The following is a 25,202-nucleotide window of genomic DNA, read 5'->3' as shown; positions in this document are numbered from 1 at the left end:
CGGTAGTTCAGTTGGTTAGAATACCTGCCTGTCACGCAGGGGGTCGCGGGTTCGAGTCCCGTCCGTTCCGCCACTTATTAAGAGCCCTGAGCTAACGCTCAGGGCTTTTTCTTTGTCTGCAATTTAATTATTGCTGAATCCGCAAAAATCCTCTGCATTTTTCACTCTTTTTCTATAAAGAGCTTAAGCTCATAATCCTCTCAGTTAACGAACATAGTGATTAAAAAGAGGAATTCTATGACTATCCCTGCATTCGGTTTAGGTACTTTCCGCCTGAAAGACGACGTGGTTATCGCTTCTGTTAAAACGGCGCTTGAGCTAGGCTACCGTGCTGTCGACACTGCGCAAATCTATGATAATGAAGCGGCTGTTGGTCAGGCGATTGCCGAAAGCGGCGTACCGCGTAACGAGCTGTATATCACCACCAAGATTTGGATTGAAAATCTCAGCAAAGAAAAACTGATCCCAAGTCTGAAAGAAAGCCTGAAGAAGCTGCGTACAGATTATGTCGATCTGACGCTGATCCACTGGCCATCTCCAGGTGATGCGGTATCTGTTGAGGAATTCATGCAGGCGCTGCTCGAAGCAAAACAGCAGGGGCTGACTCGCGAAATTGGTATCTCAAACTTCACCATTCCGCTGATGGAAAAAGCCATTGCCGCAGTAGGTACAGAGAACATTGCGACCAATCAGATTGAGCTGTCTCCGTATCTGCAGAGCCGTAAGGTGGTTGACTGGGCGAAAGCACACGGTATCCACATCACCTCTTATATGACGCTGGCTTACGGTAAAGCGCTGAAAGATGAAGTGATTGCGCACATTGCCGCGAAACATAACGCGACCCCGGCGCAGGTTATTCTGGCATGGGCAATGGGGGAAGGTTACTCCGTAATTCCTTCTTCTACCAAACGTGAAAACCTGGCAAGCAACCTGCTGGCGCTGGAACTGCATCTGGATGCCGAAGATAAAAAAGCGATCGCGGCACTGGACTGCAACGATCGTCTGGTCAGCCCGGAAGGTCTGGCCCCTGATTGGGATTAATTGCCTGACCCTCTGTACCCATTAACCCTCTTTCACAGCTCCTTCGGGAGCTGTTCTTATATATTCACTTAAAAAGTCGATAAATGCCCGGATGCGCGTACTGACGGCACGATCGCTGTAATAAACTGCGCTAAAAGGCATCTCTACCGGCAGACGTTTATCTGCCAATAACTCCACCAGTTCACCCCGCGCGATCTCTTTATCTATCATATAATCTGAAAGACATGCGATGCCGTTGCCATTCAGACAAAGCTGTTTTAGCGTTTCTCCACTGTTGGAAGAAATTCCGCACTCAACCTCATGCAGCTGTCCGTCGCTACAGGCAATCGGCCAGGTATTGAGTGAAACCGGTTCGGAAAACCCCAGACACAGATGCTGATTTAACTCCTCGACGCTCTCTGGCTTGCCAAAACGGGCAATGTAGTCCGGTGAGGCAATAATCTTACGATAGCTGGTAAATAGCGGACGCGCACGTAGACTCGAGTCAGTCAGTGTACCCGCTCGTATAGCAACATCCACTTTTCGTTCAATAAGATTGATGAACGTTTCTGAGGAGACGAGAGACAACGTCATCTCGGGATACCGTTCCCGGAACGGCTTGATTAGTGGCATCAGGAAATGCAACATCACCGGTGTTGCTGCGTCGATGCGCAGCAGGCCGCGCGGAGTATTACGCGACTCCATGATTTCCGTTTCTGCTGCAGCCATCTCTTGCAGTATCTGCTGCACCCGCCTGAAGTAGCGCTCTCCTTCTTCGGTCAGGCTTAGCTGTCGGGTCGTGCGATTAAGCAAACTGACGCCCAGTTTCATCTCCAGCTTTTTTACTGCCCGGCTGACCGCGGAATTGGCTTGTCCAAGCTGTTCTGCCGCCCGGCTAAAGCTGCCGCTTTCCACTACCGCCACAAAAATTGCAAGTTCTTCGGAGGTTGCTTTCATTTTTGCACCTGACGCAAAATTATATTGAGATTTTGAATGTTTTTGTCATTAAAACATCCAGGCATACTGCGTGTCATCTGATTACTGATGTTACGGAGTTATTTATGCCTCTCGCTTTATTTGCACTAACAATAAGTGCCTTCGCTATAGGCACTACTGAGTTTGTGATTGTTGGTCTGGTGCCGACCATCGCTCAACAGCTGGCGATCTCGTTACCTTCAGCCGGGATGCTGGTTTCAATCTATGCGCTGGGTGTGGCAATTGGCGCGCCGGTACTGACTGCTCTGACCGGACGCCTGCCACGTAAACAGTTACTGGTTGCGCTGATGGTTCTGTTTACGGCGGGGAATTTGCTGGCATGGCAGGCACCCGGGTATATGACACTCATTATTGCTCGTCTGCTGACTGGACTGGCACACGGCGTATTCTTCTCGATTGGTTCTACCATCGCGACAAGTCTGGTGCCAAAAGAGAAAGCGGCTTCCGCCATTGCCATTATGTTTGGTGGCTTAACGGTGGCGCTGGTCACCGGCGTGCCGCTGGGAACATTTATCGGTCAGCACTTTGGCTGGCGTGAGACTTTCCTCGCGGTATCAATGTTAGGCGTGATTGCACTGATCAGTAGCCAGTTACTGATCCCTGCCAACATTCCCGGTCGTGCTGCCGCCAGCATTCGCGACCAGGTGAAGGTACTGACTCATCCCCGTTTGTTGCTGATTTACGCCGTTACGGCACTGGGCTACGGCGGTGTATTCACGGCATTCACCTTCCTTGCACCGATGATGCAGGATCTGGCGGGGTTCTCCCCGGCAGCAGTAAGCTGGATCTTATTGGGTTACGGTGTTTCAGTGGCTATCGGTAATATCTGGGGCGGTAAGCTGGCGGATAAACATGGTGCGGTTCCTGCGCTGAAATTCATTTTCGCCGCGCTGTTTGTTCTGCTGATGGTCTTCCAACTGACGGCCTCTACGCAATACGCCGCGCTGGCTACCATTCTGGTGATGGGGATCTTTGCCTTTGGTAACGTACCGGGATTGCAGGTCTACGTGGTACAGAAAGCTGAGCAATTTACGCCAAATGCTGTAGATGTGGCGTCAGGGTTAAACATTGCGGCGTTTAACATTGGGATTGCGCTGGGGTCAGTAATTGGCGGGCAAACGGTCGAGCATTATGGTTTAGCGCAGACGCCGTGGATTGGCGCCCTCATTGTTCTGGTAGCTTTCCTGCTGATGGGTGTCAGCGGTCGTCTTGATAAACCCGTGCGTGTTGCTCTGGGGTAAATCATTGATGTAAGCGCCCACTTACAAAACAAACTGCAATTGTTCGTTGAAAGTGAGTGCTAAAATCCCTATAACAGAAGAACCAGTCCGGCTGCGGACTGGTTGACGTTACAGAGGTTTGAAAGTCTAAAGTGCGAAAAAACACCTATGCCATGCGTTATGTTGCCGGACAACCCGCCGAGCGGATTTTACCGCCGGGGTCGTTTGCGCATATTGGCCAGGCATTACCCGCAGGCGTTCCGTTAAGCAATGAAGACCGCATTCGCGTGCTGGTATGGAATATTTTTAAACAGCAGCGCGCAGAATGGCAGTCGGTGCTGAAGAATTTTGGCAAAGATGCGCATCTGGTATTATTACAGGAAGCGCAAACCACGCCAGAACTGGTGCAGTTTGCGACCGCTAACTACCTTGCTGCCGATCAGGTTCCTGCCTTTGTGCTGCCTCAGCATCCCTCTGGCGTCATGACGCTCTCTGCTGCTCATCCTGTTTACTGTTGTCCATTGCGCGAGCGTGAGCCTATTTTACGGCTGGCGAAATCGGCTCTGGTAACGGTGTATCCGCTGCCTGACTCTCGATTATTAATGGTGGTGAATATCCACGCGGTTAACTTTAGCCTCGGCGTCGATGTTTATAGTAAGCAGTTACTTCCCATTGGCGATCAGATTGCTCATCACAGCGGTCCGGTTATTATGGCCGGCGATTTCAATGCCTGGAGCCGTCGACGGATGAATGCGCTGTACCGCTTTGCGCGAGAAATGTCGCTGCGCCAGGTACGTTTTACCGACGATCAGCGCCGACGCGCGTTTGGTCGCCCTCTCGATTTTGTGTTCTATCGTGGTCTGAACGTGAGTGAAGCCTCTGTGCTGGTCACCCGTGCATCCGATCACAACCCGCTACTCGTTGAATTCAGTCCCGGCAAACCTGAACAATAACGGTGTGTCAGGTCTGCCGTAGGGCAGGCCTGTGATGGTTGCCCTTCCTATTTCACAACAACCGAAGGACAACACAATGACAACACGCTCTCACCATGACAACGTCGAAAAACAGTTTGGCTCTCAGGCTAATGCCTATTTAACCAGCGCGGTGCACGCCTCTGGCCGTGACTTGCTGCGTCTGGGGGAAAGGTTGTCGGCATCTCCGCAGGCCCGTGTGTTGGATATGGGATGTGGAGCGGGGCATGCCAGCTTTGTAGCCGCGCAACACGTAAAGCAGGTTGTGGCTTATGATTTATCGTCGCAGATGCTTGAGGTGGTCGCTGAGGCGGCAAATGACAGGGGCCTGGAGAATGTCGCCACACGCCAGGGTTATGCCGAAAGTCTGCCATTTGAAGATAGCGAATTTGACGTGGTAATTAGCCGCTATTCTGCGCATCACTGGCATGATGTCGGACGTGCGCTGCGGGAAGTGAACCGCGTTCTGAAGCCCGGTGGTGTATTGATTGTGATGGATGTGATGTCGCCAGGCCACCCAGTACGTGATATCTGGTTGCAAACCGTGGAGGCGTTACGCGATACCTCGCACGTTCGTAACTATTCCAGTGGAGAGTGGCTGTCGTTAATCAACGATGCCAATTTGATTGCCGATACTTTGTTAACCGATCGCCTGCCACTGGAGTTCAGTTCGTGGGTCGCGAGGATGCGCACGCCCGCGGCGTTGAGCGACGCGATTCGTGCATACCAACAAAGTACTTCTGCAGACGTGAAAGCCTACTTTGCGTTACAGGAAGATGGCTCGTTTACCAGCGACACGATAATGGTTGAGGCACATAAAGCGGGATAAATAAAAAAGGCACTGGGGGGAATCCAGTGCCTTCATTTCTACAATGCTATCAGGAGTCCGGCATACCGTTGTTTTTCACAAACAACGTGAGCTGATCGCCTGGCTGTAGATTGTCCGTATCGTTGTTCCAGCGCATGACATCTTTGATGTTAACCCCGTGACGTTTGGCAATGCTCGACAGCGAGTCGCCTTTACGCACACGATAGGTGATGCTATCGCTGTTGTTCGCCAGACGCTGTGCGCTGGTACCCGCACCCACCGTCAGGTTTTGACCCACTTTCAGGGATGACCCGCGCAGATTATTCCACTGCTTAAGGTCATTGGTGCTCACGCCAAGGCGTGACGCGACGCCAGAAAGCGTATCGCCAGAGCGAACTTTGTAGCTACGACTGTTCAGCGGCGTGTTATCCGCGACCAACGTTGACTGCACGGCTGCAATTTCGCCTGAAGCCAGAGACTCACGCAGCTTCTCTGCATGCTTCTTTGGCACCATCACATATTGCGGGCCGCTGGCACCCAATGTGGAGCCTTTCACGCCTGCATTGAAGGTCTTCAGCTTGCTGACGGAAATACCCGCCATATCAGCAACCTGAGCCATCTCAACCGGGCTACTCAGGCGAACACGTGCCAACGCGCGGCTTTCGTCTGTTGTTGGCAGACGTACGCCATAGCGTTTGCTGTTTTTGAGTATATCGCTCAATGCCAGCATTTTAGGCACGTATAGCTTCGTTTCCTGAGGCAATGGCAACGACCAGAAGTCAGTGGGTTTACCACGAGCTTTGTTCGTTTTGATTGCCTTCATGACACGACCTTCACCGCTATTATAAGCAGCAACGGTCAGCAGCCAGTCGCCATCAAACATCTTGTTCAGACGCTGCATCATGTCCAGCGCGGCGGTGGTGGAAGCCACAACGTCGCGACGTGCATCATAACTGCGGGTCTGTTTTAAACCATAATTGCGCCCCGTGCTCGGAATGATCTGCCAAATACCTGCGGCATTGGCGCCAGACGTTGCGTGAGGATCAAAAGCGCTCTCCACTATGGGTAGTAGTACCAGTTCCATAGGCATGTTACGTTTCTTAACCTGCCCGGCTATCCAGTACATATACGGCTCTGCCCGTAAAGTTACATCGTGGAGATAGCTCTTATTGCGTAAATACTTCTGTTTCTGTTCGCGAATCCGGCTGTTTTCCGGAATTCCCATCTTTAGCTCGTCACCAATGAAAGCCCACAAATCTTGATCAGCAGCGATAGATGTTCCGTCGTCCATCCATCGCGCCTGACTTGTAAACTTTCCTGCTTCCCCTTGACCAGCTGCAGAAAGGCTCTGTGCGTGTTGTTGGACGTTACCAGTATTCTGGCACCCAACAAGCAGGACAGAGGCGAGTAATATCGCTTTTGCCTTCATGTGTGTGTCAATAGTTGCTTAAAAGACGACCGATCATAACGGCGAAGTTTTCAAAAGGCAACCCGGAATTGTCAGAACGTATCTTTCTTTGACCTTAACCAGGCAAAACGCTCTTCAGGTTGTTGCAATATTGTTTCTTTGTTGATTTCATTAATTAAATCAATATCTTCCGTTCTCAAAAAAAGATTATTTCGCCGCTCATTTTTCAGAATTACGGGTAGTGTCATTTGTTTTTTTACGCGTAACTCATTAACTTTACGATAATATTCATTTATGAACGAATCATGCGGGAGAATGCTTAAGGCAAACTTCATGTTTGCTAATGTGTACTCATGTGCGCAACAAATTAATGTATCGTCAGGAAGTTCGTTTATTTTTTTAAGTGATTGATACATTTGAGTTGCTGTACCTTCGAAAAGTCGACCGCAACCGCCAGAAAAGAGCGTGTCACCACAAAATAAGTAAGGATAGCTAAAGTAACAGATATGTCCTAAAGTGTGACCAGGAGTAGCAATTACCCTAAATTCATGCCCCAAAACGAGTGCAATATCGCCATCTTCGACTACGTGTGTCGTTCCCTTATCTTGCGTTTCAGCCGGTCCGTATACCACTATTTGTGGGAAATGTTGCAGGAGTTCTTTCACTCCACCAACGTGATCCTGATGATGGTGGGTTAGCAGAATGGCTTCCGGCACCCAGTTATGCTCTGCAATGGCTTTCAAAACAGGAGCCGCTTCACCCGGGTCCACAATCAGACAATGCTGGTCATTATTTGACAGGACCCAGATGTAATTGTCCTGAAATGCAGGAATACTGTTAAGATTCATATATTACCTCTCAATGCGTAACGGAAGGTTGTGATGAAACCGGCAAGGATCCCTCAAACTGTCGTAGCGCCCGTTAGCTGGGATGATTTGCCCTGGGGCGAACACTATCGTGAGGCGCTGGAGTATCAGCTTAACCCGTGGTTTGCAAAAATGTACGGTTTTCATCTGCTTAAGGTTGGTAATTTAAGCGCAGAAATCGATTCTGAAGCGTGCGCGGTTTCTCATCAGGTAAATGTTTCTTTGCAGGGATCTCCCATGCAGGTGACGGCCGATCCTTTGCATCTTCCCTTTGCCGATAAGTCCGTGGATGTCTGTTTATTGGCCCATACGTTACCGTGGTGCTCTGATCCGCATCGCCTACTGCGTGAAGCCGATCGCGTGTTGATTGATGACGGCTGGTTGATTCTGAGCGGCTTTAACCCGGTAAGCTTGATGGGATTGCGTAAACTGGTGCCCGTATTGCGCAAGACATCGCCCTATAACAGTCGGATGTTTACCCTCATGCGTCAACTGGACTGGCTATCATTACTGAATTTTGAAGTGCTGCACTATAGTCGTTTTCATGTTCTGCCCTGGAACAAGAAGGGCGGGAAAATGTTAAGCGCCCATATCCCCGCGCTGGGCTGTTTACAGCTGGTGGTTGCGCGCAAGCGAACCATTCCGCTTACGCTCAACCCGATGAAACAAAATAAAAGCAAAACGCCTATCCGTCATGCCGTTGGCGCGACCCGGCAATACCGTAAACCGGACGCTTAAGCCTCAGTCTGATACCCAATATCATCCTGAGTCGGGCTCATGGCCGCGGTGCGTGCAAGCTCATCGCAGCGTTCGTTTTCCGGATGGCCCGCATGACCTTTAACCCATTCCCATTTGATTTGATGCGGCCCCAGCGCGGCATCGAGACGTTTCCACAGATCGACGTTCTTCACCGGTTTTTTATCTGCTGTTTTCCAGCCGCGCTTCTTCCAGTTGTGGATCCACTGCGTAATGCCCTGGCGCACATACTGGCTGTCCGTGCTGAGTATCACTTCACACTGTTCTTTCAGGGCTTCCAGCGCAACGATTGCCGCCATCAGCTCCATGCGATTATTAGTGGTGAGGTTGTAGCCCTCGCTAAAGGTTTTTTCGCGCCCGCGATAGCGTAAAATCGCCCCATAACCACCAGGCCCTGGATTTCCCAGGCAAGAACCATCGGTGAAAATTTCTACCTGTTTAAGCATCTCTGGTAGACTTCCTGTTTTAGCAAATCGAAATCAAACGATAAGTCTGACATAAATGACCGTTATGAGCACTGGAATTACACGACAGATCGTCCTCGATACCGAAACCACCGGTATGAACCAGATTGGCGCCCACTATGAAGGCCACAAGATCATTGAGATCGGTGCGGTTGAAGTGGTGAACCGCCGCCTGACCGGTAATAACTTCCACGTTTACCTGAAGCCGGATCGGCTGGTGGACCCGGAAGCGTTCGGCGTACACGGAATCGCAGACGAATTCCTGCTCGATAAACCTACGTTTGCCGATGTAGCCGACGAGTTTCTCGACTATATTCGCGGCGCGGAGCTGGTCATCCATAACGCATCGTTCGATATCGGCTTTATGGATTACGAATTCGCGAAGCTCAAGCGTGATATTCCGAAGACGAATGAATTTTGCAAAATAACCGATAGCCTGGCGCTGGCGAGGAAAATGTTTCCTGGCAAGCGAAACAGCCTTGATGCGTTATGCTCGCGCTATGAGATAGACAACAGTAAACGAACCCTGCACGGCGCATTGCTCGATGCCCAGATTCTGGCCGACGTTTATCTGATGATGACCGGCGGGCAGACCACGATGGCGTTCTCAATGGAAGGCGACAGCCAGCAGCAGAATGACACGGGGATCCAGCGTATTGTGCGACAGTCCAGCAAACTACGCGTTGTTTTCGCCACTGATGAAGAGTTAGCGGCCCATGAGTCACGCCTTGACCTGGTGCAGAAGAAAGGCGGAAGTTGCCTCTGGCGGGCATAGTTTGTACGTTTACCGTATGAAAATGGCCATTCGGGTGATTTTTGCAGCAAACGATTAAAAACGTGAGAAAAAGCGTTGACGAGGCGCGAGGCAATCCGTAATATTCGCTTCGTTCCCAAGCGGAACACAACGCGGAGTGGTAGTTCAGTTGGTTAGAATACCTGCCTGTCACGCAGGGGGTCGCGGGTTCGAGTCCCGTCCATTCCGCCACTATTCAGAAAGCCTGAATCAGAAATGATTCAGGCTTTCGTCGTTTTAGCCCGCCAAAAATAATAATCTCATTACCATACTTTATCGACCGCGCCCGAGCTTTCGGGTGGGCAACACATCAGGTCATCCTTAACCCGACGCATATCCAGAAGGCGATTAACTCGCGAAGTGATTCATCACGCAGGCGAAGCGGGGTGAGAAGTTATCGCCAATAAGAACCGTTTCCTCATTCAGGTGCTTTAGCATATACAGCTTGTCGGCACGTTCGTAAGCGTCGAAGAAGAGATAGTCGACAGCGTCCGTTGCGTCATCATCGGGGGATTTTTCCCGACCATCGGGAGTGAGCATAAAAACGCCTGCGGTATGGCCGAGTGGACGGGCATAGCGAAAGAACAGTTTTCGGTTAACAGCGAACTCGCCGTCGTCACTTTTGAGTTTCCCCTGGACTGACAATGAAAGGTGTCCGGAGTTGTAGCTGGTTATCAGCATTATTCCGTGGAGTTCCTTTTTTGTATTCTGGATGTCGAGTATCGACGTGAATTCCGAGGAGCAGGAAAAACTGATTTCTTGTTTTTTCGCATTCCCGGCGATAATAAAAAAAGCGATAGCCGCTAGCCCAAAAATGGCAATCACGACTGACCATAGTAAAGGAGAGTGATCGCTTTCCTGCTTCATATCATTCCTCATGATGGCGATACTGGCTGATGCAATGGTAATAACCGAGGTTTAGCCCGCATTCAGCGGCAAACGACCACTCAACCAGATTATGGTTGCTCGCCCAGGTATTGAGATACAGATCTTTTGGGTACGAACAGTTGGGGTTAATACCCACAGACTTGAAAATATCCAGCGCTTTTTTTTCGGTTATGGTGTCGGTGAGGGCGTTTCCTAATATATGCACACGGCATTGCTCGTAGTCGATAGTCCGCAGGATCGCCGCGTCCGTCATCGCGATTTCATTGGGTATCCATGTTAACCACGCTGTCGCCAGCACGGCGATGCCGGTAATTAACGTTGTTATCGTGACAGGCCACAGGTTTCGTTTCTTTTTCCTGGGCGTCAATGCAACATTGACTATTCTGGTGGGCGCTTGCGATTCCTCCAGTTGCTGAATATTGATACTGGCGTCGCTCATCCGAAATCCTATTCGCGGAATGGTGACGATCAGTTCTGCAGGATGGCCCGTAGACGTTATTGCTTTGCGCAGAAATGAAATGTGCTGATTGAGATTAGCATCCGTCGCTCTGGCGCCATTATGCTGGAAAACATTCCGCAGAATTTCATCGCGCGAGGATATCTCTTTACCATTTTGCAACAGATAGAGCAGTAATTGTGTTGCCACATTATTCAATGTGGCCATTTCACCAGATGCCAGGTCTTTTAGGGTATTTTTATGTGGTCTGAAAACTAAGCCTTCACCAATAATTACGGATTTAATTTTGTTTATTGGTATATGAGAAATCACTGATGTCTCCTTTAAAGCAGGATATCTCGCATTCGAGTGGGGGAAGCAATAGCATAACATAATTCATTTATAAAAAATGATTGCACCATAGAACGCTTTATTAATATTTATATAACAATCTCTTAATATATCTAATAGAATCCTCCAATCTCCTTCCTCTCTTTCACTATCTTATTGTCATTACTCGCTTTTGATGCCCAATTTCATTTTTACAAAACATTCATAAATACATTTTGCCTGTTCTTCTGGCTAAATAAAAAAATAGTTGATAGATAAAAACTCTATAAAAATTATAAATAATAGACATTAACACTGGTGTTGGCGTGTTTTTTGGCTATTTTTTAGGTAAACGATCGCTCTACAGACAGTGTTACAACACGATTCCCTGAGTTTGATTAATACCGGATTTTTGCATTGTGTCATTTTTTCGTCGACTTAATATAAGCCCCGAAACAGCGTAAACAACTGTGGACGGTATTTCGGATGGAATACCAATGAAGTTCAAAATACAGGGTGGCTTGAGATGGATTGTTTGCAAGGAAATGCACTTCCGCCACCTGCAGATCAGGGTTTCCCTTGCATAAATTGTCTGTGGAAATAGATCGTCGGAATAACCAAAAAACAGATATAAGGTTAAGTAGTAATATGAAAATGAAAAACGTGGCTGTGGCTTGTGCGCTGATGGCGGGAATGACTTTTACTGCATCTTCTGCTTTCGCTGCAAAAAATGTTGAACCGACTAACGGTAAAATTCACTTCACTGGTTCTCTGGTTAATTCCGCATGCGGTCTGGCCCCAGAATCCAGCCCGGTGCAGGTTAATTTTGGTGAGATCCCAACTTCTCAGTTAAAAGACAACCAACGTGCTGGTGTTAAGCATGCCAAAATCGTTCTGCAGGGCTGCGATACAACTGTTGCGAAAACCGCCACAGTAACCTACACCCCGGCAACGATTGATACCGACAACAATGCGCTGGCTGCATTTACCTCGGGTACAGCAAAGGGCGCGGGCATCGGTATGATTGACAGTGGTAACCAGGATGTGAAATGGGGCGAAGCCGCATCTCAGGTCAACATTACCGATGGCGAAACCGACATTGATTTCGTTGCTTACCTGCAGGCCAACAACGCATCCGCAGCCGTAACCCCGGGTGACTTCGAATCTACCGTTAATTTCCAGATCGATTATCAGTAACGATCTGCTGCGGGCGCAATTATGCGCCTGCTTAACCCTTCCTGCGAATAACTGAAAGGAAATGCGGTGATGCCTGGATGGCGTATTTTACTGCTTTTTATCTTCATATCGCCTGCATGGGTTTTGGCTGACACCCATCGTCTTGTCAGTACGCCCGGCAAAATGCGCATGCGGGGAAATATTATTGAGGCTGCCTGTTATGTCGATCCACGCGACCGGTCGCTGCTGGTTGAATTTGATGACCTCTCAGCCAGAGATATTTCCGGAAAACCTGAAAAAGTATCTGCGCATGATTTCAGCATTCATTTGCTGGGATGTTCATTAGGGGATTCTCAACACCCCGGGAATCTGTTCCAACGCGCCAATATTACCTTTTCCGGCGCACCGGATAGTGACAATCCTGATTATCTGAGCGTGCAATCGGAAACTGAAAATTTAGCGATAGAAATATATGACGGCAAAGGCAAGCAAATTCATTTAGGTGAGCCATCACCGGATTATGCGCTTAACCCCGGGAAAAACACGCTCAATTTTACGGCTTATTTGATCTCCCGCGACGGAAGAATGACGTCTGGTGAATTTACTGCAGTCACGCATTTTGTTGTGAATTATCTCTGAGCTGCACAGCAATTCGGGTATCTGAAGGTTTGCGAACGAAAATGATCACGCTGAAAACAGATAAAAAACGTCTGGCGCTTTTAATTGCTCTGGTCTGTGCCTCTTCATGGGCTGAAGCGGATGAGTCTATTGAATTTAATACTGACGTCCTGGATGCCAGTGACAGACAAAATGTCGATTTACAGCGTTTTTCCGAAGGCAACTTTGTGACTCCCGGAGAATATCTGCTGGATGTTCGTATTAACAGCCAGGAGATCCCTCAGCAGTCGATCCGTTATATCGTTGATCCTGCCAACTCGCATAAATCCATGGCGTGCCTGACGCCGCAACAGCTCGAATTACTGGCGCTCAAAGAAGAGGCGCTGACCTATATTCATCCGATTAGCGCGACCTGCTATGACATTTCCCGCCTGCCGGGTGTGGTGCTGAATAATCGCGCAGGCGTACTGGACATTACCGTGCCTCAGGCATGGATGAAATATACCGATCCAGACTGGACGCCGCCGGAGCGCTGGGATAACGGCGTCGCGGGACTGATTTTCGACTACAGCGTTTCGGGCCAGGCCACACATTACGAACAAGGTGGCGATCATTACCGCTCACTGTCTGGTTATGGACAGACGGGCTTTAACCTCGGCGCGTGGCGCTTTCGTGGCCAGTATCAGGCCAATTATGCTTCGGATGAAAATCGTGGGCGTATCGACTGGGATCAGATCTATGCCTATCGCCCGTTACCGATGCAGGCTGCAAAACTGACGGTCGGTGAAATATATCTGAATTCCCAGGTGTTTGATTCAGTCCGATTTACCGGGGCTAACCTCGCCAGCGACGAGCGCATGCTACCACCGAATTTGCAGGGCTACGCGCCCGAAGTGCACGGCATCGCCCGCAGTAATGCGAAGGTCACCGTCAGTCAGCAGGGGCGTGTTATCTATCAAACCACCGTTCCTGCGGGGCCATTTAATATTCAGGATCTACACGGCTCGGTACGCGGCACGCTGGATGTTCGCGTCGAAGAGCAGGATGGCAGCGTACAAACCTTTCAGGTCAATACGGCCGATATCCCTTACCTGACGCGCCCGGGCTATGTTCGTTACAACGCCGCTGTCGGTAAGCCATCGCGTTATAACCACGACGTCCAGGGACCTGCATTTTATAGCGGTGATTTTTCATGGGGGGTCAGCAATGCGTGGTCACTGTACGGTGGCGCGTTGCTCACAGGCGATCGCTATAATGCCTGGTCGATGGGGATTGGGCGGGATTTGAGCTGGCTGGGCGCGCTGTCGGCTGATGCGACGCAATCCGTGAGCCGGGTAAAGCATCAGGCTGAACAAAAAGGGATGTCCTTTAAGCTCAGCTATGCCAAAACCTTTGATGAATACAACAGCGCCATCACCTTTGCCGGTTACCGTTTTTCACAGCGTAACTTCCGCACCTTCTCGCAGTTCCTCGACGAGCAGTATGAAAATAACAACAGCGCCGGCAACGAAAAAGAGATGTACACCATCACCGGTAACAAGACCTTTTTTGCTGACGACCCGCAATTAGCGACCACGCTGTACCTGACCTATACCCACCAGAATTACTGGGATCGTGGCTCTCAGGATCGTTACGGGGTGTCGATGGGACACAGCTTTTCGTTCGCAGGCATTCAGGGGATCAGCGCCAACCTTGCCGCTTACCGCTCTGAGTATCAGGGCAAACGGGACGACAGCCTTTCGCTGTCCATTTCGGTGCCATGGAGCGATGGCCGCTCAATGGATTATGAAGTGCAAAACAGCGGTAGCCAGACCAGTCAGATGGTTTCGTATTCCGATAACCGCGACCGTAACAATCCATGGCGACTGCGCGCAGGGGTTTCCGGTGAAGGGCACACCGCGTTTGATGGCTACTACAAGCATCGCAGCATGATGGCGGAACTGGAATCTAACGTCAGCTGGCAGCAATCACGCTATTTCTCCGTTGGTGGCACGATGCGCGGCGGCTTTACCGCAACGCGCCATGGCGCGGCGCTACACAACAGCCAGGCGTCGATGAATACCGCCAGGGTGATGGTTGATACCGACGGTGTGGCGAATGTACCGCTGAACGGCGAACAGGCGCACTCAAACCGCTTCGGTATTGCCGTCGTACCGGACGTCGTCAGCTATCACAGCTTTGATACCCGTATCGATGTGGATGCAATGGACGAGGACATTTCCGCGACCAAAGCCATCGTCACCAACACCCTGACGGAAGGCGCGATTGGTTATCAGCGCTTCGCCGTGGCGCAGGGGCAAAAAATGATGGCGCTGCTGCGCCTGAAAGATGGTTCGGTACCGCCGTTTGGTGCCGAAGTGTTTAACGCCAACGGTGTCAGCGTCGCCATGGTGATGGAAAACGGCATGGCCTGGATTGCGGGTGTGAATCCAGCCGAGCGTCTTTCTGTTGCCTGGGGCGGTCGCGCGCAGTGTCACTTACAGGTGCCGCAACAAATCAACCCGGAAGGTAACGTGCTGTTGCCTTGTGAATAATATCAATAACCTGAATGAATTTTGTCATGAAAAATCAAGCATTTTACTCCGTGCAGCGTTGGCTCAAACCCGTGGTCTGCGGTCTGCTTTTTATTGCAGAGATCAACGCCTCATGGGCGGGCATTGCACTTGACCGTACCCGTCTGATTATCACCGGTGATGCGCGATCGGTCAGCGCGAACTTAACCAACACCAGTCCGAGCATTCCGTTTCTGGCTCAGTCGTGGGTGGAAGACGCCAATGGAACAAAAATTACCTCGCCGTTGATGGTTTTACCGCCGCTACAACGGATTAACGGCGGGCAAAAGGGCATTGCGCGTGTGACAAAAACCAGCGGTATTAACGCTTTGCCGCAGGATCGCGAAAGTCTGTTCTACCTGAACGTGCGTGAAATTCCGCCCAAGCCGGATAAGCCGAACGTGCTGCAACTGGCGATGCAGTCGCGCATCAAACTGTTCTACCGTCCGACCGCCATCGTGCCGGAAACACCGGGCGCCGTGTGGCAAAACCAACTGGTCTTTCATAAGCAGGGGCAGCGCTGGAGTGTGGATAACCCAACGCCGTACTTCGTTACCTTAATCGGCTTAAGCCGCAAGCCTGAAGCGCAGGGCGGCGACAGGCTGACTGACTTCCCTGGGATTATGGTTTCACCAAAGTCCTCTCTCGATTTCAGCGTGGCCGACGGCAGCGTTAGCCAGTTCAGCATGATGTATGTGAACGATTTTGGCGGTCATCCCGAATTGAAATTCAGCTGCACAGGCAATGTGTGTAAAGCATTGCCGATGGAGCAACAGCCCCGGTAACAGGATTCGTAAATGAAAAAGATGCTTTGCGCTCTGCTGATGGCGGGCATGGCCTGCTCGGTTCAGGCCACAAGCGGTCGCCAGGATATGAGCAATGTGTCCGGCGAGTATGGCAACGTCCGCTTTCATGGTCGGGTGTTCGTTTCGCCGTGCGTGCTGGATATGGCCTCCCGCGATCAGACTATCGATCTTGGTGATATTTCCGCCGGCCGATTTCGCCAGGGCGGCGATCGCAGCGATCCGGTATTGGTCACGCTGTATCTGAATGGCTGTTTAAAGGGCTCCGGTCATACCTTAAGGGATTTCCCCGGGCAGACCAGTGAGATGCCTGAGCTGGCGCACAGCACGGTGGAGCGTGGTGTTTCGATGACGCTAATGGCTGAAGGCGCACCGGAAAACAGCGATTTGGGGCGCATTCGTGGTGATGTTCGCGGCGCGGGCATCCGGCTACTGACTGAACGTAATCAGTTAATCCACCTGAACCAACCGCAACGCATGTGGATCCTCAAACCGGGCGATAACGCCATTCATTTTCTTGCCGCGCTGGAATCTTTTGGGCGAGAGGTGACCGCCGGAGAATTTAACGGTCTGGTCAGACTCAAGCTGGAGTATCTATGAGCGTATTACGTAACACGCTGTTGTGGGTGGTGCTGGCAGGCTGTCCGTTGGCCGGGCAGGCATTTACACAGGGAGAAGGTGAGCCGGAAGGTGGGTCGCCGCATCAGTACGATATTGAACTGAGCTCGCTGGATGTCAGCAAAAACCACGTGGGTGGCAGAACGGAGCCGTTCCCATGGAATCTGGGCGGCTGGTATGTGGTGAATTTCTATTGCGAACAGGCTGACATCTCCCGAGCACCAATTTACTACACCACCACAACCACGATGCCGCCTTCAAATCAGGGGGCGAACCGTTTTCGGCTAAACGAGTATCTGGATGTGGAAGTTCAGGTGTGGGTTGCCGGGGGCTATAAAAAATATGTGCAGGCGCCTTTTACCAACGTTTCAAACCGCAACAGCAACAACAGCTGTAAAAAGCGTAAGGGCTACACGCGAGCGACTAACGTTGAAAGTGGTTCAAAAGGGAAAGTGACGTTTATTGTCACTAAACCCATTATCAATGGCATCAATATCACTTCCCAGTCGCTGGTGGAGGTGGCCGGGCGCATGGGAAGCGCGGGACCTACGCCAACCACGGCGATTTCTCGCGTGGTGATTAAATCCGGGCTAATTACCGTCCCGGACAAATGCACCTTCAACCGGGGAGATAAAATCAGCATTGAGTTTGGCGATCTGCCTGGATCCGCTGCCCGGCTCAACGGCACTAACTACAGCAAGTCAGTCCCTATACATGTGGTCTGTGAAGGCGGGAGTTTCGATCAGGGCGCGCTGAACATTAATCTTGGTATACAAACGACCACGGCGTCAGGCACGGCGGGGTTTAATGGTAATCTCCTTGGCACGCTGAGCGGCGGACAAAAGCGCGACGATCTCGGCATTATGCTTAAAGACGAGAGTGGTGGCACCGTCGTGCCCAATCAATTCTACAACGTGAAGGGATTTTACCAGAATCAGGGCGACTGGAATCTCACCGCCGCGCCGGTGGCAAAGCCGGGCGTGGGAAGCGTGAAAGAAGGTGAATTTGAAGCCTCTGCCACCGTTGTTGCGCAGTTTCAGTAGGGGGATGTCATGAGATTCTCGGCGTTATTCGCGACCAGTATGTTACTGCTAGGTGGCATGGCGCAGGCCGACACCAAACTGGTCGGCGGCGATATGTATTTTCACGGCACAATCAGAGCCCTGGCCTGCAGCCTTGCACCGGGAGGCGACAAAATCGAGGTCGATTTCAAGCAAATCGCGACACAGGATCTCTATCTCTCGGGGCGCAGTAAGCCGGAAAAATTCAGCATCCAGTTACGCGACTGCAACCCGGAGGTTTTCCGTGGGATCTCGGTTACCTTCAGCGGTCGTGAGGATGCGGAGCTGACCGATCATCTGGCGCTGGATAGCAGTGAACAAGGCGGTGCGTCAGGGATCGGGATTGGGATGAGCGAAGAGGACGGCACGGCAATCCGCCTTGATGAGAGCACGTCAGTCAAAGAGATAACAGAAGGTTCGATGACGCTGAATTTCTTGGCGTGGGTCGCAGCGGAGCCATCGGCGATAAAAAATCAGTCTCTCGAATACGGTCCGTTCAGCGCCAGCGGGACCTGGACGTTGAACTACCAGTAGCATGATGAACGTACTGAATCGCATTGCGCCGCTGCCTGCGCAGAAATTATTGCTCGGTATTAGTCTGTTTTTCTGGTGTGGGGCCATGCATCTCTACTGGCCGAACAACGGCGGCAGCGGCCTGTCGTTGCCGCTTAATATTACGAGCTGGATCTACGCTGTTGTACTGGCTGCAAGCGTATTGATGCTGGTGCCTCGTCAACGCTGGCGCATCACTGTGCCCGCTGCGTGTTTTACAGTCGGGGCGTTCATCCTGACGTTGCTTTGCCTGCTAACGCCTGATGTCTGGCAGGCCGAGGCACTGCTGGTGGCGGGGGCGTTACTGGGCGGTGTGAGCGTCTATCTGGTCACATTACAAATTCCGCTCACGGCAAACACCCTAACGGCACTGTTGGCTCTACTATGGGGAGCGTGCGTCATTGAATGTCTGGCGTTTGTCTATCAGTACTGGCATTTGCCGGGCGTTGAATACTGGGAGTTTGCCTGGCGGCGCGGTACGCGACCCTACGGGATATTTCAGCAGGTCAACCTGATAGCCAGCTTCACGGCATGCGGTGTGCTGCTGTCAGCACCGCTCTTTTTACGTCTGCACCGCGGGTATCGAATTGCCATTGGGATAGGCCTGGTAATGATGGGATTTGTGCTGCATGAATCTCAGTCGCAAACCGGCTACCTGTCTCTGGTAATCGGTGAAGTGCTGCTGCTGGCGGTTTTCCCGGCGCAACGGCGCACGCTGCTGCTACTTCTCCTGCCGCTGGCGTTAGGCGTAGCGATAGGGGCCACGGCCCGCCATTTTTTGTCTGTGGTCACGGTCGATCATCTGACGACTTCTCAAGTGCGCTGGACGGTGTTGAAAACGTCGCTGGCATTATTTGCCGAACGTCCGTGGATGGGGTGGGGCGTGGGCAGTTTTGCTGCCGTGTTTCTCGAACGCGCGGGGCCATTGGGGCTGGGCAGCATTTCGCATCCGCACAACGAACTGGTGCTGTGGTTGGTGGAGGGCGGTCTGGTTGGGCTGGCAGGGGCGCTCTGTTTTATAGCGGATGGTTTATGGCTCTGGCTGCACGGTAATTGCTGGCGTCGCGCCTGCCTGGTGGCGGCACTGCCGGTGGTTATTCATATGTTGACGGAATACCCCGTTAGGCAGTCAACGCCACACTGGCTGCTGTTGATCCTGTTGCTTCGATGTGCAGACAGCGCGCGAACGGGAATACGCCTGGCGCTTACGTCGACGTCGCTGATTCGCGCGGCAGGGTTTATCTCGTTACTGACCGTCGCGCCATTGCTGCTTCTCACGCTGCACACGCAACAGCAATTGACGCTGGCGGAGAGGCAGTCAACGCAGTGGCATCTTGCCGAACCGCTCCCTGTAGGAGGCTGGCTTCTTACAAGTCGCTATCGGTTTGATGTCCAGATGGGATATCTACAACGGTATCAGCGTACCCGGGACGCACGTTGGCTGGAAGCGGTTCGCCGCTGGGCACCTGATTATGTGCGCGTTCACCCAGACCCTAATGTCTCCTTCACGCAAATCTTACTGGCGTTGCAACAGCGCGACCTGGTCGAGGCGCATCGTCTGGCGACGCGCTTTTGCCTGATATACCCAAACGATCGCCGTATCCCGTGGCTGCAGGATGCACGACGTCCTTTTAATAAAATAATGGAATGATATGAACAGGTTCAGCGAACAGGCCCGTTATGTGCCAGAACTTCCCCGCAACGCCGAGCTGCTGCGGATCACCGGGATCCGTTTGCAGCGCATTCATTTTTTTGATGACGCATCGCTGGATGTCTGTGAGGTGTTAAGTCAGGTACGCACACCGCTCCCACTGGATTTGTTTTTCAAGCACCTTTCCATCACGGCAAAACAGCAGCTTTTTCTATGGCAAATGCAGCGGGTGCTGGCCCTCTCTGGAAGCTATTCGCTGAATTTATCCGTCAGGATGCTGACCAGTCTGTCATGGATCACACGTCTCACAAAGCAGGTGCATCAGGGGAGGATTGTTATTGAAATTCAGGATCCGGGCTCCATGATGCGCCTGGATAAGGCAGAGCAGCAGGCCGTATGCATTGCCGTAAAAACGCTGGTGCGTCACGGGTTTCGCGTGTGGCTGGATGATGTTTCGCCTGAGCTATTTTTTGTCTGGCGGCTGTCGGGCATCCGTTTCGATGCCATCAAAATTGAAAGTGGAATGTTTCATCAGTTCAGAACATCGGAGTGGCAGTTGAGGGTTCTGGTCAATCAATTTCGTGGGCTGGGTGAGCGGGTTGTCATTGAGGGAGTAGAAACGCCACAGGATTATGCCATTTGCCGTATGAGCGGCGCAGATGCTGTACAGGGCTTTCTGTTTGAGCAGGAAATTTTACCGAAAAGCCTGAATCATTGCTGACTCAGGCTCTGACAATTACTCGCTCAGCGTCTGTGCGATATCTTTTTGCACCTGCTGGCGCTGTTCTGGGGTCAGCACTTTGTTCAGGTCAAAATAGTATTTTACGCGATAATAACGCGCCTGCTGTTCGATGTTGCTGAACGCAGAAAGCTGTTTCTGAACGGCAGCTTCATCCCATTTCCCGGACTTGATGACGTCAATCAACGCGCCGTCTTTAACATCTTTCACCGAAATCTGGCTTACGTTGGTTTCAAGCTGCTGGTGCAGTTTTTTAATCTGCGCCACCTGGTCGTTGGTCAGCTTAAGATGCTGAACGACCGGGTCCTGAGCTGGAGCAGGAACATTGGATACGTTTGCTGCAAGCGTACTAAAAGAAGCGCCCGCTAAGGTAGCCGCCAGCAAAGTCATGCGTAAGAAGTTCTTCATTATTGAAATCCTGATAAGGAAATTATCGACATTGTCTGCCACCCGCTGGTTACGAGTGATTATCCTTTGCAGAATACGATGCTCACCGCATGTCGCCACGCGAATTTGTTTTGCGGTTGGTTACGGAGTGAAACAATCCCGCCACAAGAAACGTAGCGCAGCGGGAGTGAAGGCGATAGTTATAGCGTAAACGGGTCGGCGTCCTGCCAGGCGGGAAACTTCTCGCGATACTCGCGCAGCGCTGAGAGTGACAGCTCGGCGTCAATGCGTGTGGCCTGATGCGGCTCGGCGGTGGCAATAATCTCACCCTGCGGATTAATCACCCGGCTGTCACCGCGATAATGGTGGCCGTTACCGTCTGTGCCCACGCGGTTACATCCTGCTACATAAGCCTGGTTCTCAATCGCCCGTGCGGCAAGCAGAAGCTGCCAGTGCAGCGAACGCGGCGCAGGCCAATTGGCAACATACAACGCCAGGTCGTAATCGTTGCGATTGCGCGACCATACCGGAAAACGCAGGTCATAACAGACCAATGGCAGAATGCGCCAGCCGCGCCATTCAACAATAACGCGCGCGTCACCCGCCTGGTAATGCTGATGCTCATCCGCCATGCGGAACAGATGGCGCTTGTCGTAGAAATGCACATTACCTTCGGGCTCAACCAGAAAAAAGCGGTTTACCGGGCCGCGTTCAGACTGGATAGCAGCGCTGCCAGCGATCAGGGAGTTAGTCTGTTGCGCCTTGGCGCGCATCCAACTGACGACCTCTTCCTGCGGCAACGATTTATTTGCCGCTTCCATGGCAAATCCACTGGTAAACATCTCGGGCAACACGATGACATCACGTCCGGCGACGGTTTCCAGTTGTCGGTCAAAATGGCGCAGGTTGGCCGGGCCATCCATCCAGATCAAGGGCTGTTGCAGCAGAGTAATTTTCAAACCAGGCACGATCGAGGCTCCTCGTTGAACAACATTTTGACACTGTAGCATGAGCATTAATGAAAATGTGGCAATAAAAAGCCCCGCATTAAGCGGGGCTAAACGTTGTGCGTATATCGTTATGCGGCTTCGACTTTACGCACTTTCTCTGGCAGCTTTACCGGCTGAGTCGCCAGCTCCTCGGGTTCAAAGTCATCCACGTTGATACTGCGCAGGCGACTCGCTTCGGCTTTCACCAGAATCGCGGCTTCATCTTTATCAATCAGCCCTTTCGCCAGCGCATTGTGCGCCAGTTCGTCGAGACGGGTAAATGGCAGGTTTTTACCCAACTCTTTACAGATCCGCTGGTGGATAGGGTCGGCTGCAATGACATCCAGCAGCGCCTCTTCCAGCAAACCAACCGGGTTATGCTCGCTTGGCGTCAGATATTGACCGCGACCAATACGAGAACGAGTAGCACTCGGAACCTGCAAAATCTTCGCGACTTTATGGTCCAGCTTGTCAGACGGCGCGTCGTAGTGGCGACCGGTCGGGAAGATAACCACGTTCAGCAAGCCCGCGACCAGACGGTTCGGGAAGTTTTTCAGCAGATCGTCCATCGCCTGTTCCGCTTTGTACAACGCATCCTGAACGCCCCAGTGAACCAACGGCAGGTCCGCTTCATTACGGCCTTCATCGTCATAACGTTTCAGTACCGCAGAGGCCAGATACAGCTGGCTTAACACATCGCCCAGACGCGCGGAGATACGTTCACGGCGCTTCAGACTACCGCCCAGTACGGCCATGGACACATCTGAAAGCAGGGCCAGGTTGGCGCTCAAACGGTTCAGGTGCTGGTAGTAACGTTTGGTCGCATCGCCGGTTGGCGTGCTGCTGGTTAAGCCACGTGTCAGGCCAAGCCAGAAACTGCGCACTTTGTTACTGCCAACGTGACCGATGTGTTTGAACAGCAGCTTGTCGAACGCATTCACATCGTTACTCTGTGCCGCAGCCATCTCTTCCAGAACATACGGATGGCAGCGAATCGCACCCTGACCGAAGATCATCATGCTACGGGTCAGAATGTTGGCACCTTCAACGGTAATGGCGATTGGCGCACCTTGATAAGCGCGGGCGAGGAAGTTGCTTTCGCCAAGCATAATGCCTTTACCGCCAGTGATATCCATCGCATCGATGATTGACTGCTGCCCACGGTGGGTACAGTGATATTTCACGATAGCCGACAGCACCGCCGGTTTTTCACCCAGCATAATGCCGTAGGTAATCAGTGATGCCGCAGCGTCCATCACGTAGGCGTTACCGGCAATACGTGCCAACGGTTCTTCAATACCTTCCATCTTGCCGATGGAGATTTTGAACTGGCGACGAATGTGCGCATATGCGCCGGTGGCCATTGCGACTGATTTCACGCCGCCCGTCGAGTTAGACGGCAGGGTAATACCACGTCCCACAGACAGACATTCCACCAGCATGCGCCAGCCCTGACCGGCCATTTTCGGACCACCGATGATGTAATCAATCGGTACAAACACATCTTTACCGAGGGTCGGACCGTTCTGGAACGGCACGTTCAGCGGGAAGTGACGACGCCCAATTTGTACGCCCGGCGTTGAGGTTGGGATCAGCGCACAGGTAATGCCGAGATCTTCTTCACCACCCAGCAGTTTTTCCGGGTCAGAGAGTTTAAATGCCAGACCCAGTACCGTGGCGATAGGCGCCAGCGTAATATAACGTTTGTTCCAGGTCAGGCGCATACCCAGCACCTGTTGGCCCTGCCAGTCGCCCATACAAACCACGCCGGTATCAGGGATCGCCCCTGCGTCGGAGCCTGCTTCCGGGCTGGTCAGAGCAAAGCATGGGATCTCCTGACCGCGAGCCAGACGCGGCAGGTAATGATTTTTCTGCTCTTCGGTGCCGTAATGTTGCAGCAGTTCGCCTGGGCCTAATGAGTTAGGTACGCCAACGGTGATCGCCAGGATCCCGGAAACGCCGGAGAGTTTCTGCAGAACGCGAGCCTGAGCATATGCTGAGAATTCCAGCCCGCCGTACTCTTTCTTAATGATCATCGCGAAGAAGCGGTGTTCTTTCAGATATGCCCACAGTTCCGGCGGCAGATCCGCGAGTTCATGGGTTATCTGGAAGTCGTTCGCCATACGGCACGCTTCTTCCACTGGACCATCAATAAACGCTTGTTCTTCAGCGGTCAGATGCGGTTGAGGATAGTTATGCAGTTTTTTCCAGTCAGGCTTGCCCTGGAACAGGTCACCTTCCCACCAGGTTGTACCGGCATCAATCGCTTCTTTCTCAGTACGCGACATCGGTGGCATGACTTTACGGAAACCGCGGAACACCGGCGCAGAGATCATGGATTTGCGCATCGGCGTAAAGTTAAACGGCACGAGGATAATGGCCAGAGGAACCAGCAGCCAGACTGACCACAGGCCAGCCACGCCAAGCGCAGCCGTCCAGGCGAGCAAAATTAAGCTGCTGAGGAATAAGCTCACGCGGTGATAAAACAGAACGCTGAGCAGAACAACCGTAGCGATAATACTCAAAATCATCATAACGAAAAGCTCCCTTGCTTGTAGGAGGTCTGACCACTTGTGATGATATGTTTGTAGTGGATGTAAATTCTTTTAGCAATGTGTTTACAAAATAATTACAACAAAGCTCACATTGTTGCTGTTTTAACCGGCACAAAAAATCAAAAGCCGTAGCCATTCCTGTCTGGATAATTTTCTGTAGTAGGAAATATCAACATGCGTTGGCAAGGTAATGAACGTGTTATCTCTGAGAAATTGTTCCGTTCACTTTGCGTTTATCGCCACTCTGCAGCGCCAATATTTGTGAACGTGTTAAGGGTGCTATCGCTGCACCCTTAACAATCCCGGCTCCCGGCGGGAAAATTGTTGCTGTGCAATACCCTCCGCTTATTCCTTCAGGCTACCGGGCCGGGCGCGAGGTAGCGTCCTTGCAAAACGCGCCCTGAGCCAGCATCCATGCTGGCTCTCCCGGCCTTACGGAAACACGTCGGCAATTTTCAGCCGGACCAGCCCACACCTGATCATCTCCGCCGTCTTTTCAAACAGCGAAACAGAAACACCTGAAATTAAGAGCGTTGAAGCGATAC

Annotated in this window: 24 protein-coding genes and 1 tRNA gene; 16 read left to right on the top strand and 9 right to left on the bottom strand. The window is 51.7% G+C overall.

Annotated features, from left to right (window positions below):
• Nucleotides 1-237: 237 nt before the first annotated feature.
• The gene (gene dkgB, locus OGX90_RS23625; RefSeq protein WP_267449254.1) at nt 238-1,041 is read left to right on the top strand and encodes a 2,5-didehydrogluconate reductase DkgB; all 804 of its coding nucleotides are present in this window, start codon (nt 238-240) and stop codon (nt 1,039-1,041) included.
• A gap of 21 nt (nt 1,042-1,062) precedes the next feature.
• Here dkgB and yafC read toward each other — a convergent pair whose 3' ends face one another.
• Nucleotides 1,063-1,977, bottom strand: a complete 915-nt coding sequence (gene yafC, locus OGX90_RS23620) for a DNA-binding transcriptional regulator YafC (RefSeq protein WP_008783768.1) — start codon at nt 1,975-1,977, stop codon at nt 1,063-1,065.
• 104 nt (nt 1,978-2,081) lie between these two features.
• On the opposite strand from yafC, the gene OGX90_RS23615 reads away from it, so the two are divergent.
• From OGX90_RS23615 to OGX90_RS23605, 3 genes are all read left to right on the top strand, one after another.
• Nucleotides 2,082-3,257, top strand: coding sequence for an MFS transporter (locus OGX90_RS23615; protein ID WP_153687921.1), 1,176 nt, complete (start codon nt 2,082-2,084; stop codon nt 3,255-3,257).
• Nucleotides 3,258-3,388: 131 nt separating this feature from the next.
• Entirely contained in the window at nt 3,389-4,189 is an 801-nt protein-coding gene (locus OGX90_RS23610; RefSeq protein ID WP_286624830.1) for an endonuclease/exonuclease/phosphatase family protein, read from the top strand.
• A 76-nt stretch (nt 4,190-4,265) separates the two neighbouring features.
• The gene (locus OGX90_RS23605) at nt 4,266-5,036 is read left to right on the top strand and encodes a class I SAM-dependent methyltransferase (protein ID WP_286624828.1); all 771 of its coding nucleotides are present in this window, start codon (nt 4,266-4,268) and stop codon (nt 5,034-5,036) included.
• 49 nt (nt 5,037-5,085) lie between these two features.
• Here the strand turns inward: OGX90_RS23605 and mltD are convergent, their stop codons facing one another.
• Together mltD and gloB are read right to left on the bottom strand one after the other, a co-directional pair.
• Nucleotides 5,086-6,444 (bottom strand): murein transglycosylase D, encoded by a 1,359-nt coding sequence (gene mltD, locus OGX90_RS23600; RefSeq protein ID WP_048236093.1) that lies wholly within the window; start codon nt 6,442-6,444, stop codon nt 5,086-5,088.
• Nucleotides 6,445-6,515: 71 nt separating this feature from the next.
• The gene (gene gloB, locus OGX90_RS23595; RefSeq protein WP_186413701.1) at nt 6,516-7,271 is read right to left on the bottom strand and encodes a hydroxyacylglutathione hydrolase; all 756 of its coding nucleotides are present in this window, start codon (nt 7,269-7,271) and stop codon (nt 6,516-6,518) included.
• A gap of 33 nt (nt 7,272-7,304) precedes the next feature.
• Here gloB and OGX90_RS23590 point away from each other — a divergent pair, with 33 nt between their 5' ends.
• Nucleotides 7,305-8,027, top strand: coding sequence for a class I SAM-dependent methyltransferase (locus OGX90_RS23590; protein WP_079935334.1), 723 nt, complete (start codon nt 7,305-7,307; stop codon nt 8,025-8,027).
• Here OGX90_RS23590 and rnhA read toward each other — a convergent pair.
• Complete coding sequence (gene rnhA, locus OGX90_RS23585; protein WP_003838896.1) at nt 8,024-8,491, bottom strand: ribonuclease HI; 468 nt, start codon at nt 8,489-8,491, stop codon at nt 8,024-8,026. The two genes, OGX90_RS23590 and rnhA, sit on opposite strands and share 4 nt — an antisense overlap.
• Nucleotides 8,492-8,555: 64 nt before the next feature.
• Between rnhA and dnaQ the strand changes: the two genes are divergently transcribed.
• A complete protein-coding gene (dnaQ, locus tag OGX90_RS23580) occupies nt 8,556-9,284 on the top strand; it encodes a DNA polymerase III subunit epsilon (RefSeq protein ID WP_095533177.1) in 729 nt (242 codons plus the stop codon).
• A gap of 133 nt (nt 9,285-9,417) precedes the next feature.
• Nucleotides 9,418-9,494: transfer RNA gene (locus tag OGX90_RS23575), tRNA-Asp, on the top strand.
• Nucleotides 9,495-9,650: 156 nt separating this feature from the next.
• On the opposite strand, the gene OGX90_RS23570 is transcribed toward OGX90_RS23575, so the two are convergent.
• Complete coding sequence (locus OGX90_RS23570; RefSeq protein ID WP_003830806.1) at nt 9,651-10,169, bottom strand: FidL-like protein; 519 nt, start codon at nt 10,167-10,169, stop codon at nt 9,651-9,653.
• A gap of 1 nt (nt 10,170) precedes the next feature.
• A complete protein-coding gene (locus OGX90_RS23565) occupies nt 10,171-10,959 on the bottom strand; it encodes a winged helix-turn-helix domain-containing protein (protein ID WP_020996613.1) in 789 nt (262 codons plus the stop codon).
• 645 nt (nt 10,960-11,604) lie between these two features.
• On the opposite strand from OGX90_RS23565, the gene OGX90_RS23560 reads away from it, so the two are divergent.
• The 9 genes from OGX90_RS23560 to OGX90_RS23520 all read left to right on the top strand — a co-directional run bounded on the left by OGX90_RS23560 (nt 11,605) and on the right by OGX90_RS23520 (nt 20,708).
• A complete protein-coding gene (locus tag OGX90_RS23560) occupies nt 11,605-12,153 on the top strand; it encodes a fimbrial protein (protein ID WP_003830808.1) in 549 nt (182 codons plus the stop codon).
• A gap of 69 nt (nt 12,154-12,222) precedes the next feature.
• The gene (locus OGX90_RS23555) at nt 12,223-12,771 is read left to right on the top strand and encodes a fimbrial protein (RefSeq protein WP_020996612.1); all 549 of its coding nucleotides are present in this window, start codon (nt 12,223-12,225) and stop codon (nt 12,769-12,771) included.
• A 41-nt stretch (nt 12,772-12,812) separates the two neighbouring features.
• Nucleotides 12,813-15,284 carry a fimbria/pilus outer membrane usher protein gene (locus tag OGX90_RS23550; protein WP_286624826.1) on the top strand — a complete coding sequence of 824 codons (2,472 nt, stop codon included), beginning with the start codon at nt 12,813-12,815 and terminating at the stop codon, nt 15,282-15,284.
• A 26-nt stretch (nt 15,285-15,310) separates the two neighbouring features.
• Nucleotides 15,311-16,087, top strand: coding sequence for a fimbrial biogenesis chaperone (locus OGX90_RS23545; RefSeq protein ID WP_100247262.1), 777 nt, complete (start codon nt 15,311-15,313; stop codon nt 16,085-16,087).
• 12 nt (nt 16,088-16,099) lie between these two features.
• On the top strand, nt 16,100-16,705 hold the full coding sequence (locus OGX90_RS23540; protein ID WP_032942421.1) for a fimbrial protein: 606 nt from the start codon (nt 16,100-16,102) through the stop codon (nt 16,703-16,705).
• Nucleotides 16,702-17,766, top strand: coding sequence for a fimbrial protein (locus tag OGX90_RS23535; RefSeq protein ID WP_125363544.1), 1,065 nt, complete (start codon nt 16,702-16,704; stop codon nt 17,764-17,766). The genes OGX90_RS23540 and OGX90_RS23535 overlap by 4 nt, the downstream gene beginning before the upstream one ends.
• A 9-nt stretch (nt 17,767-17,775) precedes the next feature.
• A complete protein-coding gene (locus OGX90_RS23530; protein WP_003830815.1) occupies nt 17,776-18,318 on the top strand; it encodes a fimbrial protein in 543 nt (180 codons plus the stop codon).
• A gap of 1 nt (nt 18,319) precedes the next feature.
• A complete protein-coding gene (locus OGX90_RS23525) occupies nt 18,320-19,987 on the top strand; it encodes an O-antigen ligase family protein (RefSeq protein ID WP_048236085.1) in 1,668 nt (555 codons plus the stop codon).
• A gap of 1 nt (nt 19,988) precedes the next feature.
• The gene (locus OGX90_RS23520) at nt 19,989-20,708 is read left to right on the top strand and encodes an EAL domain-containing protein (protein WP_008783783.1); all 720 of its coding nucleotides are present in this window, start codon (nt 19,989-19,991) and stop codon (nt 20,706-20,708) included.
• 15 nt (nt 20,709-20,723) lie between these two features.
• Here the strand turns inward: OGX90_RS23520 and OGX90_RS23515 are convergent, their stop codons facing one another.
• The 3 genes from OGX90_RS23515 to fadE form a co-directional block, all read right to left on the bottom strand.
• Complete coding sequence (locus tag OGX90_RS23515; protein WP_003830819.1) at nt 20,724-21,134, bottom strand: Spy/CpxP family protein refolding chaperone; 411 nt, start codon at nt 21,132-21,134, stop codon at nt 20,724-20,726.
• 179 nt (nt 21,135-21,313) lie between these two features.
• A complete protein-coding gene (locus OGX90_RS23510) occupies nt 21,314-22,081 on the bottom strand; it encodes an amidohydrolase (protein WP_048214872.1) in 768 nt (255 codons plus the stop codon).
• Nucleotides 22,082-22,191: 110 nt separating this feature from the next.
• On the bottom strand, nt 22,192-24,636 hold the full coding sequence (gene fadE, locus OGX90_RS23505) for an acyl-CoA dehydrogenase FadE (RefSeq protein WP_003830821.1): 2,445 nt from the start codon (nt 24,634-24,636) through the stop codon (nt 22,192-22,194).
• Between the last annotated feature and the right edge of the window lie 566 nt (nt 24,637-25,202).

The organism is Citrobacter sp. Cpo012, from assembly GCF_030333015.1.
Classification (GTDB): Bacteria; Pseudomonadota; Gammaproteobacteria; order Enterobacterales; family Enterobacteriaceae; genus Citrobacter; species Citrobacter portucalensis.
The sequence above is the reverse complement of the archived record's forward strand: the minus strand, read 5'-3'. Positions and strand labels throughout refer to the sequence as shown.

Excerpts from the sequence above, each read along its gene's own strand:
- OGX90_RS23555 (WP_020996612.1), top strand. The coding sequence starts at position 12,223 with ATGCCTGGATGGCGTATTTTACTGCTTTTTATCTTCATATCGCCTGCA.
- mltD (WP_048236093.1), bottom strand. The coding sequence starts at position 6,444 with ATGAAGGCAAAAGCGATATTACTCGCCTCTGTCCTGCTTGTTGGGTGC.
- rnhA (WP_003838896.1), bottom strand. The coding sequence starts at position 8,491 with ATGCTTAAACAGGTAGAAATTTTCACCGATGGTTCTTGCCTGGGAAAT.
- OGX90_RS23540 (WP_032942421.1), top strand. The coding sequence starts at position 16,100 with ATGAAAAAGATGCTTTGCGCTCTGCTGATGGCGGGCATGGCCTGCTCG.
- OGX90_RS23560 (WP_003830808.1), top strand. The coding sequence starts at position 11,605 with ATGAAAATGAAAAACGTGGCTGTGGCTTGTGCGCTGATGGCGGGAATG.
- OGX90_RS23520 (WP_008783783.1), top strand. The coding sequence starts at position 19,989 with ATGAACAGGTTCAGCGAACAGGCCCGTTATGTGCCAGAACTTCCCCGC.
- OGX90_RS23545 (WP_100247262.1), top strand. The coding sequence starts at position 15,311 with ATGAAAAATCAAGCATTTTACTCCGTGCAGCGTTGGCTCAAACCCGTG.
- OGX90_RS23605 (WP_286624828.1), top strand. The coding sequence starts at position 4,266 with ATGACAACACGCTCTCACCATGACAACGTCGAAAAACAGTTTGGCTCT.
- gloB (WP_186413701.1), bottom strand. The coding sequence starts at position 7,271 with ATGAATCTTAACAGTATTCCTGCATTTCAGGACAATTACATCTGGGTC.
- OGX90_RS23570 (WP_003830806.1), bottom strand. The coding sequence starts at position 10,169 with ATGAAGCAGGAAAGCGATCACTCTCCTTTACTATGGTCAGTCGTGATT.
- OGX90_RS23615 (WP_153687921.1), top strand. The coding sequence starts at position 2,082 with ATGCCTCTCGCTTTATTTGCACTAACAATAAGTGCCTTCGCTATAGGC.
- OGX90_RS23525 (WP_048236085.1), top strand. The coding sequence starts at position 18,320 with ATGATGAACGTACTGAATCGCATTGCGCCGCTGCCTGCGCAGAAATTA.
- OGX90_RS23550 (WP_286624826.1), top strand. The coding sequence starts at position 12,813 with ATGATCACGCTGAAAACAGATAAAAAACGTCTGGCGCTTTTAATTGCT.
- yafC (WP_008783768.1), bottom strand. The coding sequence starts at position 1,977 with ATGAAAGCAACCTCCGAAGAACTTGCAATTTTTGTGGCGGTAGTGGAA.
- dkgB (WP_267449254.1), top strand. The coding sequence starts at position 238 with ATGACTATCCCTGCATTCGGTTTAGGTACTTTCCGCCTGAAAGACGAC.
- OGX90_RS23515 (WP_003830819.1), bottom strand. The coding sequence starts at position 21,134 with ATGAAGAACTTCTTACGCATGACTTTGCTGGCGGCTACCTTAGCGGGC.
- OGX90_RS23535 (WP_125363544.1), top strand. The coding sequence starts at position 16,702 with ATGAGCGTATTACGTAACACGCTGTTGTGGGTGGTGCTGGCAGGCTGT.
- dnaQ (WP_095533177.1), top strand. The coding sequence starts at position 8,556 with ATGAGCACTGGAATTACACGACAGATCGTCCTCGATACCGAAACCACC.
- OGX90_RS23590 (WP_079935334.1), top strand. The coding sequence starts at position 7,305 with ATGAAACCGGCAAGGATCCCTCAAACTGTCGTAGCGCCCGTTAGCTGG.
- fadE (WP_003830821.1), bottom strand. The coding sequence starts at position 24,636 with ATGATGATTTTGAGTATTATCGCTACGGTTGTTCTGCTCAGCGTTCTG.
- OGX90_RS23530 (WP_003830815.1), top strand. The coding sequence starts at position 17,776 with ATGAGATTCTCGGCGTTATTCGCGACCAGTATGTTACTGCTAGGTGGC.